Here is a 12467-nt window from a genome sequence, read left to right as displayed (position 1 = left end):
GCTTGGGCGAGTCCATCCAATTACATAGAGTGTGTTGCGGCTGAAACCTGTGGCCGAAACGCGGCCCTCATTTGCCCATAACCCCCATGTCTGCTAGTGTCGCGCCGGTTTAACGTCAACCGGAAATAGCCGCCATGGCCCGCAAAAAAGCTGCACTGGATTTCGAACAATCTCTCGCTGACCTGCAAACGCTGGTGGAGCGTCTGGAGAACGGCGAATTGTCGCTGGAAGATTCGCTGACGGCTTTCGAGCAAGGCATCGGTCTGACCCGCGATTGCCAGGCGGCGCTGGCCCAGGCCGAGCAAAAGGTTCAAGTGCTGCTCGAGCGTGACGGCGAGTTGGCCGAGGAACCCTTCGACGCGGATCAGCCAGAATGATCGCAGCGTATTCGGCGACCAGCCAGGCCCGCGTCAACGCTGCGCTGGATACCCTGTTCAACGCGCCGAGCCCTGAGCTGGCACGTCTGTACGAAGCCATGCGCTACAGCGTGATGAATGGCGGCAAACGGGTCCGTCCGCTGCTGGCCTACGCCGCATGCGAAGCGTTGGGCGGCAAGGCGGAGCAAGCCAACGGGGCTGCATGCGCGGTAGAGCTGATTCACGCTTATTCCCTGGTGCACGACGATTTGCCGGCCATGGACGACGACGATTTGCGTCGCGGCCAGCCGACCACCCACAAGAAATTCGATGAAGCCTGCGCGATTTTGGCCGGAGACGGTTTGCAGAGCCTGGCCTTCAGCGCCCTGCTTGATCCGCGCCTGAGCACCTCGGACGCGCAAACTCGCCTGCAGATGGTCAGCGCTCTAGCGTTAGCGGCAGGCCCGGCCGGCATGGTCGGCGGTCAAGCCATTGACCTCGGTTCGGTCGGTCTGAAACTCGATCAAAAAGCCCTCGAAACCATGCACAGGCACAAGACCGGCGCGCTGATCGAGGTCAGCGTCAAGCTCGGCGCCCTGGCCAGTGGCCGTGCCGAGAAAGACGAACTGAAGTCTTTGCAGACTTATGCTCAGGCCATCGGCCTGGCATTCCAGGTCCAGGACGACATTCTCGACGTCGAAAGCGATACCGAAACCCTCGGCAAACGCCAGGGCGCCGACATCGCACGCGACAAGCCAACCTACCCGGCCCTGCTCGGCCTCGACGCCGCCAAGGCCTACGCCCTGGAACTGCGCGATCAGGCCCTGCACGCGCTGCGACCGTTTGACGCGGCAGCCGAGCCACTGCGCGATCTGGCCCGTTATATCGTCGAACGCCGCAGCTGACAGCGTATCCGCCAAAAAAGAGCAACGCGTGGGCAGGGGGCGATGCATCAGGTAAACTGCCGCATCTTTTATACCTATAACGATTCGCCTGATGCCCACGACGTTTCATGAGATTCCCCGCAAGCGCCCGACCACGCCCCTGCTCGACCGTGCCAACACGCCGGACGGCCTGCGCCGGTTAGGCGAAGCCGAGCTGGAAACCCTGGCCGATGAGTTGCGCCTGGAATTGCTCTACACGGTCGGTCAGACCGGCGGGCATTTCGGTGCCGGCCTGGGCGTCATCGAGCTGACCATCGCGCTGCATTACGTCTTCGACACCCCGGACGACCGGCTGGTGTGGGACGTGGGTCATCAGGCCTATCCGCACAAGATCCTCACCGGCCGTCGAGCGCGCATGGGCACCCTGCGCCAGAAGGACGGCGTCGCGGCTTTCCCGCGTCGTTCCGAGAGCGAGTACGACACCTTTGGCGTCGGCCACTCCAGCACCTCGATCAGCGCAGCGCTGGGCATGGCCATTGCCGCCCGCCTGCAGAACAGTGATCGCAAGGCGATCGCCGTGATCGGCGACGGTGCTCTGACCGCCGGTATGGCCTTCGAGGCGCTGAACCATGCGCCGGAAGTGAACGCCAACATGCTGGTGATCCTCAACGACAACGACATGTCGATCTCGCGCAACGTTGGCGGGCTGTCGAATTATCTGGCGAAAATCCTCTCCAGCCGCACTTACGCGAGCATGCGTGAAGGCAGCAAAAAGGTCCTGTCGCGCCTGCCCGGCGCCTGGGAAATCGCCCGGCGCACCGAAGAATACGCAAAAGGCATGCTGGTTCCCGGCACGCTGTTCGAAGAGCTGGGCTGGAACTACATCGGCCCGATCGATGGCCACGACCTGCCGACCCTGATCGCCACTCTGCGCAACATGCGCGATCTGAAAGGCCCGCAGTTCCTGCACGTCGTCACCAAGAAAGGTAAAGGCTTCGCGCCGGCGGAAGTCGACCCGATCGGTTACCACGCCATTACCAAACTCGAGCCCCTGGACGCCCCGGCCAACCCGCCGAAGAAATCCGGCGGGCCGAAGTATTCCGGTGTGTTCGGCGAATGGCTGTGCGACATGGCCGCGTCCGATCCGCGTCTTGTCGGGATCACTCCGGCGATGAAAGAAGGCTCCGATCTGGTGGCTTTCAGCGAGCGCTTCCCGCTGCGCTACTTCGACGTGGCGATTGCCGAGCAACACGCCGTGACTTTCGCCGCCGGCATGGCCTGCGAAGGCGCGAAACCGGTGGTGGCGATCTATTCGACGTTCTTGCAGCGTGGCTACGACCAGCTTGTGCATGATGTGGCGGTGCAAAACCTCGACGTGCTGTTCGCCATCGACCGCGCAGGCCTGGTGGGCGAAGACGGCCCGACGCATGCGGGCAGCTTCGACCTGTCGTTCCTGCGCTGCATCCCCGGCATGCTGGTGATGACCCCGAGTGACGAAAACGAACTGCGCAAAATGCTCACCACCGGTCACCTGTTCAACGGCCCGGCGGCGGTGCGTTATCCGCGCGGCTCTGGCCCGAACGCGACGATCGAGAAAAACCTTGAACCGATCGAAATCGGCAAGGGTGTCGTTCGTCGTCAGGGCAGCAACGTTGCCTTGCTGGTGTTCGGTGTGCAACTGGCCGAGGCGCTGAAAGTCGCCGAGACGCTGGATGCAACCGTGGTCGACATGCGTTTCGTCAAACCGCTTGATGAAGCGCTGGTTCGCGACATCGCCGGTAGCCATGAGCTGCTGGTGACGATCGAAGAGAACGCGATCATGGGCGGTGCCGGTGGCGCCGTCAGCGAGTTTCTCGCCCGCGAAAACATCCTCAAGTCGATTCTGCACCTGGGCTTGCCGGACAGTTACGTCGAGCACGCCAAGCCTGCGCAAATGCTCGCCGAGTGCGGGTTGGATGAGGCTGGGATCGAAGCGTCGATTCGTCAGCGTCTGCAACTACTGGCCCAGTAATCCCTCGCCCCTGTAGGAGCGAGGCTTGCCCGCGAAGGCGATTTAACAGGCAACATAGATGTTGAATGTTACGACCTCTTCGCGGGCAAGCCTCGCTCCTACACGTACCGTGTTTGCTACGGATTACCGATGAAACTCTCTCCCCTCGCCCTGACGCTGACCCTTCTGCCGTCCGGCCCGCTCCTGGCCGACACCTTCGAACGCGATCAGGCCCTGAAGCTTCCCGACGTGCTGATCAGCGCCAACCGTCAGGTCGAAGCGCGCAATGACAGCAGCGCCGCCAACACCGTGTTCACCCGCGAAGACATCGATCGCCTGCAACCGAGTAGCGTCACTGACTTGCTGCGTCGTGTACCCGGCGTGCAAGTCGGGCAAACCGGCGGGCGCGGCAGTCTGCCGGGGGTTTACATACGCGGCACTAAATCAGCCCAGAGCCTGGTGCTGGTCGACGGCCAGCGCATCGGCAACTCCACCTCCGGCGACAGCAACCTGCAACACATCAACATCGAACAGGTCGAGCGCGTGGAAGTGCTGCGCGGCTCCCGTTCGGTGATTTATGGCAGTGACGCGATTGGAGGGGTGATTCAGATCTTCACCCGTCGTGGCGGCGAACCCGGTTTGCAACCGCGAATGCACGCAGGTTTTGGCAGCAACCAGACCTGGGAGCGCAGCCTCGGGTTGTCCGGCGGTGACGAGCAGACGCGATTCAATCTCGGCGCCAGCCTCGATGAAACCGCCGGAATCAATCGCACCCGCGAGTCGTATCCCAGCGACGGCGATCATGACGAATACCGCAACAAATCGGTGAGCTTGAGCCTGAGTCACGCCCTCACCGATGACATCGAAATCGGCGCCAACCTCCTGGATAACCGTGGCAAAAGCGAGTTCGACAATCCGTTCGGCCGTTTCGACATGGACACGTTCGAGTCAGTCCAGCAGCAGCCCTACAGCGAATTCGCGGTCAGCAGCCTCAGCAGTTACGTCGATGCGCGTATCAACGACCGGTGGAAAACCCGCGTCGAATTCGGCCACAGCGAAAATCGCGAGAAGACGTTGGACAAGCTCAGTGACGAACGTAGCGTGTTCAACACGTACCGCGACTCGGTGAACTGGCAGAACGACCTGACCCTCGACGAGCGCAACAGCCTGATCCTCGGCGGCGACTGGTACGAGGACAGGATCAACAGCAGCACGCCATTCGACGAGGACAGCCGCTGGAACCGTGCGGCATTCATTCAGCATCACTACCAGTCGGATAGTTTCTCCACCGAACTGGGTCTGCGCCGCGATCAGAACCAGCAGTTCGGCGGCCAGAACAGCTGGAGCGGCACCTTCACCCTGCCGCTGAATCCGGACAACGATGTGCTGCTGACCTACAGCGAAGGTTTCCGTGCGCCGACGTTCAATGATCTGTATTACCCCGATTTCAGTAATCCGGATCTGAAACCCGAGACCTCGAAAAGCTACGAGCTGCAATGGCGCAGTCAGCTGACTGATACCTCTCGCCTGGAAGCTTCGCTTTACCGTACGGACCTGGAAGACGCGATTATTTTCGGCAGCAACTCACGGCCGCAGAACGTGGCCTCGGCACGGATCAACGGGTTCGAAGCGGCTTTGAAACAGGAACTGTTCGGCTGGCAGAGCAACCTCGGCGTAGCGATCATCGACCCGCGGGATCGCGACAGCGGTCACACCCTGGCCCGCCGTGCACGGCGGACCTTGAGCCTGGATCTGGATCGGCAGTTCGATCGCCTGGGACTCGGCGCCAGTTGGCAGGCCGTGAGCAGCAGCTACGACGATGAAAACAATCAGCAGCCGTTGGGCGGGTATGCACTGCTGGGGTTGCGCAGCAGCTGGGCGTTGAATCGTGAGATCAAGCTTGAGCTTAAGGTGGATAACTTGCTGGATAAAGGTTATAGCCGGGCGCTGTACAGCCATGATGGCAGTCAGCATGGGTATCGTGAGGAAGGTCGGGCGTGGATGTTTGGGGTGACCTGGGCGCCGGAGCTTTAGCTCACGATCGTTCCCACGCGCAGCAAAGGAATGCATCCCGTGACGCTCTGCGTCACATCAAGAGCGGACGCGGAGCGTCCATGGCGGCATTCCCACGCGGAGCGTGGGAACGATCAGCGTGAAGGCGCGATCACATGGCACAAAATGGCAGTCGCTTCGATCATCTGCCCACTCGGCCGTTCCAGCCCTTTATCCGTCACCAACAGCAATTGCCCCTGCGCCACTGCCGCCACGTGCGGCCAGGCTTTCCACGCATCGAGTTGCGCCTGATCGCTGGCCAGAATCACTTCTGGATTACGCTGCAATACCGCCTCAATACTGACCTGCGGCGCCGGCAGAGTCAGGTCGGCAAACACATTGCGCGCCCCGCACACGTCAAGCGCATCGCTGATAATCTGCCCGCCGCCAACGGTGTACAGCGGTCGATCCCAGACCTGATAAAACACCCGCAATGGCTCATCCCGGCGATAACGCTGGCGCAACGAATCCAGTCGCTGACGCAACTTTTCAGCCAATGAAACGCCACGCTCCGGACGGCCGAGCTGTGAGGCAATCGCCTCAATCTGCGACGTGAGTTGTTCGAGGTTGTGGGGTTCAGCAACGTAGGTCGGGATGTTCAACCGCTTGAGCTGTTCACGCTGGGCCGGGCCAACGCTACCGGGCCAGAGCAACAGCAGATCGGGCTGGAGACTGAGCAGCTGTTCCATGTCCAACTGGCCATAGCGACCCACTGAAGGAAGGTCTTTGAGTTCGGCAGGACGCTCACCGGCATCCAGCACCCCCACCAACAGGTCGGCTGAATCCAGCTCAACAACGATTTCAGAGAGGGACGGCGCGAGACTGACAACGCGTTCGACCGCAGCCGCCGGGCCACTGACAGCCAGCAGCAAAACCGCCAGCCATACAGATCGCATCAACCGAGTTGACGCGGTATACGGTAAAGGTAGAACAGCACCAGGGTCGACAGCGCCAGCAACATCAACGGCACGGCTTCGAGGCCGACACATACCGCCAGCGCGCCGATCCAGGCCGGCAGGCCGGCAGCCAGAAACGCTGTGCGACGCTTGGCCGCCAGGGCAATCCAGGCAGCAGGTTCTTCAGGGGTGTCGAGGGCTTTTTGAGTGGCGATCAGCGCGTGTTTGTAGCCGCCAAAGAATTTCAGGCTGACAAACATCGAAGCCACACCGGCGATGAAAAAGGGCATCGCCAGCACCGGCAGAATCGCTTCGCTCTGGCCAAATACGCCGTTGATCACGAACAGCGGCACCAAGGCCAGCGCCAGATATTGCCACCAATTGACGGACAGTCGCCGCCGCACCTGACCTCGGGTCACGCTCGGTCAGCCTCACCCTGATGCTCGTTGCCCATCATGTGGTCGAGCTTGCTGGCCTTGGTGGCCAGGTAGAGTTTGTTGTGCGGGTTGTGGCCGGTGTGCAGCGGCACGCGCTCGGCGACCACGATGCCCATGTCGGTCAAGGCTTTGACCTTGCGTGGGTTGTTGGTCATCAAACGCAGGGACTTCACGCCCAGGTGCTCCAGCATCGGCAGGCACATGGCGTAGTCACGCTGATCGGCGGCAAAGCCCAGACGCTCGTTGGCTTCAACGGTATCGGCGCCGCCATCCTGCAATTCATAGGCGCGGATCTTGTTCAGCAGGCCAATGCCACGGCCCTCTTGACGCAAGTACAGCAACACGCCACGGCCCTCACGGGCGATGGCCTGCAAGGCGGCCTCGAGTTGCGAGCCGCAGTCGCAACGCTGGCTGAACAAGGCATCGCCGGTCAGGCATTCGGAGTGCAACCGGCCGAGTACCGGGGCACCGTCGGCGAACTCACCCAGGCTCAGCACAACGTGCTCGCGCCCGTTTTCTTCATCGAGAAAGCCGTGCATGGTGAATTGCGCAAAAGGCGTTGGCAGCTTGGAAGCGGCGACAAAAACGACAGGCACCGGTGTGCTCCTGATCAATAAGTACTGGAGATTCGCAGACGCGGCATTGTAACAGCAGGTTCCTACAGACGCTTAGGCTGAATTATGGGGCATAACGATCTAAAAGTTAGATCACTGGCCTGCGGGCTCACCGCTGTCGTCGAATGGATAGGGTTGTTTCCAGCGCGCGAAGATAGGTTTCAGCTGGCCGTTTTTCACCAGCAGCTCCATGCGTTGATCGAACAGCGCCATCAGTGTTCGGGCCTTGGGCGTGTTGGCAAAGCACAGATACAGCGGCAATTCCGCGATGTGGGTGCGACGGAACTGCGATGGATCCTTGGCCCACCTGAGGACATAGTCGACCTCGGTCAGCGCGTCGATGTAAAAGTCGGCGCGGTTGTGGGTCAACATCGACAAAATCCCGGTACGCCGCATGACTTCGTTATAGCGGCGTACGTTGGGCAGGTAATCCTGATAGTCGTAGCCGCGGACCCAGGCCAGTCGATAATTGCCCAGGGTTTCCGGGGTCGGTGCGGGGTTGCTGGCCAGCCCCAGGGCATAGATGTGATCGGTATCGAAGTTCCAGCGCGGATAGAGCAGATCGCTGGACTCATCATGATAGGAGCCGACACAGGCGTCGACTTCGCCGCGCTGGGCCAAGCCCATGGAGCGGACGTAGGGTTCGCTGCGGATATCCAGTTTGACCCCCACTGGCTCGAAGACTGCCCGCAACACGTCCCAGCCCAGACCGTGGCCATCGGCGGCGGTGTAGTCTTCCCAGTCTTCGCTGGCCAGATGAATCACCGATGGCGTTGTCGCCCCGTCACCCGCCTGGGCGAGCGAGCAAAACATCGTGAAAACCATCACCGCCAACCAGCGTCGAGCCATCCTTAGTCCCCTGTTTCGCCCTTCAGGCGAAAATCCATACCAACCCTTGCATCGCCAGCCACGCAAATACCCCGGCCAATACGTCATCGAGCATGATCCCGACGCCGCCATGCACATGCCGGTCGATCCAGTGAATCGGCCAAGGCTTGAGAATGTCGAAGAAGCGGAACACTACGAACCCCGCCAGCAACCAGTACCAACCTTCAGGCACCAGCCACAGGGTGATCCACATCCCGACCATTTCGTCCCAGACGATGCCTTCGTGGTCGTGCACCCGCAAATCGTCGGCCACTTTGCCACACAGCCAGAAACCAAACAGCATGGTGATGCCGAGCATCAGCCAGTAGCCCCAGTCGGGCAACATCTGCCACAACGGAATAAAGGGTAGCGCAACTAACGAACCCCAGGTGCCCGGTGCTTTTGGCAGGGTGCCCGAGCCGAAGCCGAACGCCAGGAAATGCCACGGATTGCGCCAGACCGATGGCGGTACGAATTCCGCCGGGACCTGTTTGGGATGATCTGTCACGGTGTCTCCCGAAAATGTTGATAGCCCCGGGTTTGCGGGGTGATGTCTTGACCGTCGGCGTCCAGCAGCACCACGCCCTGCCCCGTCACAACACGCCCGACCACATGGATCGGCCAGCCGTCGCTCAACAATTGCGCTAACTCGACGGACGGCAAAGTAAAGGCCAGCACGTAATCATCACCGCCGCTCAAGGCCGCTACTTCTGCATCCGATTGACCGAGGAAGGCGACTAAAGCTTTCGACAATGGCAGCTTGTCCCGTTCAACCTGAATGCCGACCTTCGATGCGAGAGCGATATGCCCGCAGTCCGCGAGCAGGCCGTCGGAGATGTCCAGCGCCGAGGTGGCTTTACCGCGAAGCGCCATTCCCAGCCCAAGCTGCGGCTGCGGCGACCAATAATGCGCCAGCAGCGGATCGGCGATGGCAGCTTCAGCTGTTCGCTGACCGAGCACCAACGGCAAGGCGCCAGCGGCGTTGCCCAGGTCACCGCCAACGCACAGCAAGTCGCCTGGCTGCGCACCGCTGCGGGTCAACGCCTTGCCCGCCGGCACACGACCGAACACGGTCATGGTCAGGCTCAACGGCCCACGGCTGGTATCGCCGCCCACCAGCGCCACACCGCAGCTCTGCGCCATGGTGTTCAAACCACGAGCATAGGCGTCCAGCCAATCGGCGGTCACCGTCGGCAACGTCAGGGCGAGGGTAAAGGCAACGGGGGTGGCGCCCATGGCAGCCAGATCGCTGACAGCCACGGCCAGCGAGCGCTGACCGAGTAGAAACGGGTCGCAAGGATCTGCGAAATGCACGCCGGCAACCAGCGTGTCGGTGGAAATCGCCAACTGCTCCCCGGGAGGAACAGCCAGCAAGGCGCAGTCATCACCAATCCCGAGGGCAACGCCTTCGCCGCCCTGCGCACAAGGCGCGGCGGCGAAGAAGTTGCGGATCAGCTCAAACTCGCCCATTGGGTATCAAGCGCGTTTCAGCGCTTGAACGCCTTGACTTCAGCTTCACGCAGACGCGGGGCCAGCTTGTCGAGTACACCGTTGACGAACTTGTGGCCGTCGGTGGAACCGAAGACTTTCGCCAGCTCGATACCTTCGTTGATCACAACGCGGTACGGCACGTCGACGCGCTTGAGCAGTTCCCAGGTCGACAGGCGCAGAACGGCCAGTTCAACCGGGTCCAGCTCTTCGATCGTGATGTCCAGGCACGGCGTCAGTGCAGCGTCGATCTCAGGCTTGTGAGCCGGAACGCCGTGCAGGATGTCGTGAAAGTAAGCGGCATCGACATCGCTGAAATCGTTATCGACCCGAAACTGCGCTTCGATCTCGTTCAGCGACTGCTTGGCCATGTGCCATTGGTACAGCGCCTGAGTCGCGAGCTGACGGGCTTCGCGACGCTTGACGCTTTTCGATGGCTTGCCGGCATCCGCAGGCTTTGGATCGCGCGGGTTGAAACGATCGCTATCGTCGCTAATCACTTGGCCTCCAACTGCGCCAGCAGGCTGACCATTTCCAGAGCGGACAGGGCAGCTTCAGCACCTTTGTTGCCGGCCTTGGTGCCGGAACGTTCGATGGCTTGCTCGATGGAATCAACGGTCAGGACGCCGAAAGCGACCGGTACGCCGAACTCCATGGACACCTGGGCCAGGCCCTTGGTGCATTCGCCAGCCACGTATTCGAAGTGCGGAGTACCGCCACGAATGACCGCGCCCAGGGCGATGATTGCTGCGTAGTCGCCCTTCTGAGCGACTTTCTGCGCAACCAGCGGGATTTCGAAGGCGCCAGGCGCGCGGATGATGGTGATATCGCTTTCGCTCACGCCGTGGCGAACCAGGGCATCAACTGCACCGCTGACCAGGCTTTCAACGACGAAGCTGTTGAAACGGCCTACGACCAGAGCGTAGCGGCCTTTAGGGGCGATGAAGGTACCTTCGATGGTCTTCAGGGTCATTCGTTAGATCTCTTAAAGAGCCGGGACGCGTTTTCTACGCATCCCTCAGTGATGTGTTAACCGCGAATCAAGGACTGGAAACAACCGGTCATTATTCGGAGGGCACGTATTCTACAACTTCCAGATCGAAACCGGATATCGCATTAAATTTCATTGGCGCACTCATCAGGCGCATTTTGCGCACGCCCAGGTCCCGGAGGATCTGCGAGCCGGCACCGACGATGCTGTAAGTGGTCGGTTTTTTCGCCGGTACGTGTTCCGCGGTTTCGCGGATGTGCGCCAGCAACACGTCGCCATCGAGCGGGTGACCGAGCAACAGCACGACGCCGCTGCCAGCCTCGGCAACCGCAGCCATCGCGGCGCGCAGGCTCCAGCGGCCAGGCTGCTTGACCATCAACAGGTCGCGCAGCGGGTCCATGTTGTGCACCCGGACCAGGGTCGGCTCTTCCGCGCACACGGTGCCCAGGGTCAGCGCCATGTGCACGTCCCCTTCCACGGAATCACGATAGGTCACCAGGTTGAATTGGCCCAGTTCGCTGTCCAGCGGCTGCTCGGCAATCCGCTGAACGGTACGTTCGTGGATCATCCGGTAGTGAATCAGGTCGGCGATGGTGCCGATCTTGATGTTGTGTTCGGCAGCGAAAGCTTCCAGTTCCGCGCGACGGGACATGGTGCCGTCATCGTTCATTACTTCGCAGATCACACCGCTCGGCTCGAAACCGGCCATGCGCGCCAGGTCGCACGCCGCTTCGGTGTGGCCGGCACGGGCCAGGGTGCCGCCAGCCTGGGCCATCAGCGGGAAGATGTGGCCGGGGCTGACGATGTCTTCAGCCTTGGCGTCTTTCGCGGCAGCCGCTTGCACGGTGCGCGCACGGTCGGCAGCGGAAATGCCGGTGGTCACGCCGGTGGCCGCTTCGATGGACACGGTGAACTTGGTGCCGAAACCGGAACCGTTGCGTGGTGCCATCAACGGCAGCTTCAGCAGTTCGCAGCGCTCACGGCTCATCGGCATGCAGATCAGGCCACGGGCGTGCTTGGCCATGAAGTTGATGTGTTCAGGCTGGCAGCACTCGGCGGCCATGATCAGGTCGCCTTCGTTCTCGCGGTCTTCGTCATCCATGAGGATGACCATCTTGCCTTGGCGGATGTCTTCAACCAGTTCTTCGATGCTATTGAGCGCCACAAGGCACCCCCCTTCTTTCAAAATTGAGTTTCAGGAATTGAGGTAGCCGTTCTCGGCCAGAAAGCTTTCAGTAATGTTCCCGGATGTCGGTTCTGCGGCCTTGTCGCCGAGCAGAAGGCGCTCCAGATAACGTGCCAGCAAGTCAACTTCAAGGTTCACCCGGCGACCTGGCTGATAAGACGCCATGATGGTTTCGCTCAGGGTGTGCGGAATGATCGTCAGCAAGAACTCGGCGCCATCGACCGCGTTCACGGTCAGGCTGGTGCCGTCGACGGTGATCGAGCCTTTATGGGCGATGTACTTGGCCAGCTCTTTGGGCGCGCGGATGCGGAATTCCACGGCACGAGCATTCTCGGTACGGGCAACCACTTCGCCCACGCCATCGACGTGCCCGCTGACCAGATGCCCGCCGAGGCGAGTGGTCGGGGTCAGGGCTTTTTCCAGGTTGACCGGGCTGCCGCTTTTCAGGTCATTCATGGCGGTGCAGTCGAGGGTTTCGCGACTGACGTCCGCCGCAAAGCCGTTGCCTGGCAATTCAACCGCGGTCAGGCACACGCCGTTGACCGCGATGCTGTCGCCCAGTTTGACGTCGCTCAGGTCGAGCTTGCCGGTTTCTACGTATACCCGCACATCTCCGCCTTTTGGGGTCAATGCACGAATACTGCCGATGGATTCGATGATGCCGGTAAACATGGAGTCCTCCTCGAAACAGGGCCGTCGCGTGGCG

Annotated in this window: 14 protein-coding genes; 4 read left to right on the top strand and 10 right to left on the bottom strand. The window is 61.2% G+C overall.

What is annotated here, in order from left to right; all coding sequences use genetic code 11:
- The first annotated feature begins 134 nt into the window (after positions 1 to 134).
- The 4 genes from ACYZT5_RS28150 to ACYZT5_RS28135 all read left to right on the top strand — a co-directional run bounded on the left by ACYZT5_RS28150 (position 135) and on the right by ACYZT5_RS28135 (position 5264).
- The gene (locus ACYZT5_RS28150) at positions 135 to 377 is read left to right on the top strand and encodes an exodeoxyribonuclease VII small subunit (RefSeq protein ID WP_007894317.1); all 243 of its coding nucleotides are present in this window, start codon (positions 135 to 137) and stop codon (positions 375 to 377) included.
- Positions 374 to 1261: a (2E,6E)-farnesyl diphosphate synthase gene (ispA, locus tag ACYZT5_RS28145; protein ID WP_462048294.1), complete on the top strand. Its 888-nt coding sequence runs from the start codon at positions 374 to 376 to the stop codon at positions 1259 to 1261. Before ACYZT5_RS28150 ends, ispA begins: the two co-directional genes overlap by 4 nt.
- Positions 1262 to 1352: 91 nt before the next feature.
- On the top strand, positions 1353 to 3251 hold the full coding sequence (dxs, locus tag ACYZT5_RS28140) for a 1-deoxy-D-xylulose-5-phosphate synthase (protein WP_462048293.1): 1899 nt from the start codon (positions 1353 to 1355) through the stop codon (positions 3249 to 3251).
- A 129-nt stretch (positions 3252 to 3380) separates the two neighbouring features.
- Positions 3381 to 5264, top strand: a complete 1884-nt coding sequence (locus ACYZT5_RS28135; RefSeq protein WP_462048292.1) for a TonB-dependent receptor domain-containing protein — start codon at positions 3381 to 3383, stop codon at positions 5262 to 5264.
- Between the two features lie 113 nt (positions 5265 to 5377).
- Here the strand turns inward: ACYZT5_RS28135 and ACYZT5_RS28130 are convergent, their stop codons facing one another.
- The 10 genes from ACYZT5_RS28130 to ACYZT5_RS28085 all read right to left on the bottom strand — a co-directional run bounded on the left by ACYZT5_RS28130 (position 5378) and on the right by ACYZT5_RS28085 (position 12433).
- The gene (locus ACYZT5_RS28130) at positions 5378 to 6178 is read right to left on the bottom strand and encodes a cobalamin-binding protein (protein WP_462048291.1); all 801 of its coding nucleotides are present in this window, start codon (positions 6176 to 6178) and stop codon (positions 5378 to 5380) included.
- Positions 6178 to 6597: an MFS transporter gene (locus ACYZT5_RS28125; RefSeq protein ID WP_462048290.1), complete on the bottom strand. Its 420-nt coding sequence runs from the start codon at positions 6595 to 6597 to the stop codon at positions 6178 to 6180. The genes ACYZT5_RS28130 and ACYZT5_RS28125 overlap by 1 nt, the downstream gene beginning before the upstream one ends.
- Positions 6594 to 7211, bottom strand: coding sequence for a GTP cyclohydrolase II (gene ribA / locus ACYZT5_RS28120; protein WP_027924335.1), 618 nt, complete (start codon positions 7209 to 7211; stop codon positions 6594 to 6596). Before ribA ends, ACYZT5_RS28125 begins: the two co-directional genes overlap by 4 nt.
- A gap of 111 nt (positions 7212 to 7322) precedes the next feature.
- Positions 7323 to 8078, bottom strand: a complete 756-nt coding sequence (locus ACYZT5_RS28115; protein WP_462048289.1) for an ABC transporter substrate-binding protein — start codon at positions 8076 to 8078, stop codon at positions 7323 to 7325.
- 22 nt (positions 8079 to 8100) lie between these two features.
- Positions 8101 to 8604, bottom strand: coding sequence for a phosphatidylglycerophosphatase A family protein (locus ACYZT5_RS28110; protein ID WP_131062001.1), 504 nt, complete (start codon positions 8602 to 8604; stop codon positions 8101 to 8103).
- Positions 8601 to 9566, bottom strand: a complete 966-nt coding sequence (gene thiL, locus ACYZT5_RS28105) for a thiamine-phosphate kinase (RefSeq protein ID WP_462048288.1) — start codon at positions 9564 to 9566, stop codon at positions 8601 to 8603. The genes ACYZT5_RS28110 and thiL overlap by 4 nt, the downstream gene beginning before the upstream one ends.
- A gap of 17 nt (positions 9567 to 9583) precedes the next feature.
- Positions 9584 to 10084 carry a transcription antitermination factor NusB gene (gene nusB, locus ACYZT5_RS28100; protein WP_462019799.1) on the bottom strand — a complete coding sequence of 167 codons (501 nt, stop codon included), beginning with the start codon at positions 10082 to 10084 and terminating at the stop codon, positions 9584 to 9586.
- Positions 10081 to 10557, bottom strand: a complete 477-nt coding sequence (gene ribH / locus ACYZT5_RS28095) for a 6,7-dimethyl-8-ribityllumazine synthase (RefSeq protein WP_161756585.1) — start codon at positions 10555 to 10557, stop codon at positions 10081 to 10083. Before ribH ends, nusB begins: the two co-directional genes overlap by 4 nt.
- Positions 10558 to 10648: 91 nt before the next feature.
- Entirely contained in the window at positions 10649 to 11740 is a 1092-nt protein-coding gene (gene ribBA, locus ACYZT5_RS28090; RefSeq protein WP_033059428.1) for a bifunctional 3,4-dihydroxy-2-butanone-4-phosphate synthase/GTP cyclohydrolase II, read from the bottom strand.
- Positions 11741 to 11770: 30 nt separating this feature from the next.
- Positions 11771 to 12433, bottom strand: coding sequence for a riboflavin synthase (locus tag ACYZT5_RS28085; RefSeq protein WP_462048287.1), 663 nt, complete (start codon positions 12431 to 12433; stop codon positions 11771 to 11773).
- Between the last annotated feature and the right edge of the window lie 34 nt (positions 12434 to 12467).

It is taken from the genome of Pseudomonas sp. LB3P14, assembly GCF_054898045.1.
The sequence above is the reverse complement of the archived record's forward strand: the minus strand, read 5'-3'. Positions and strand labels throughout refer to the sequence as shown.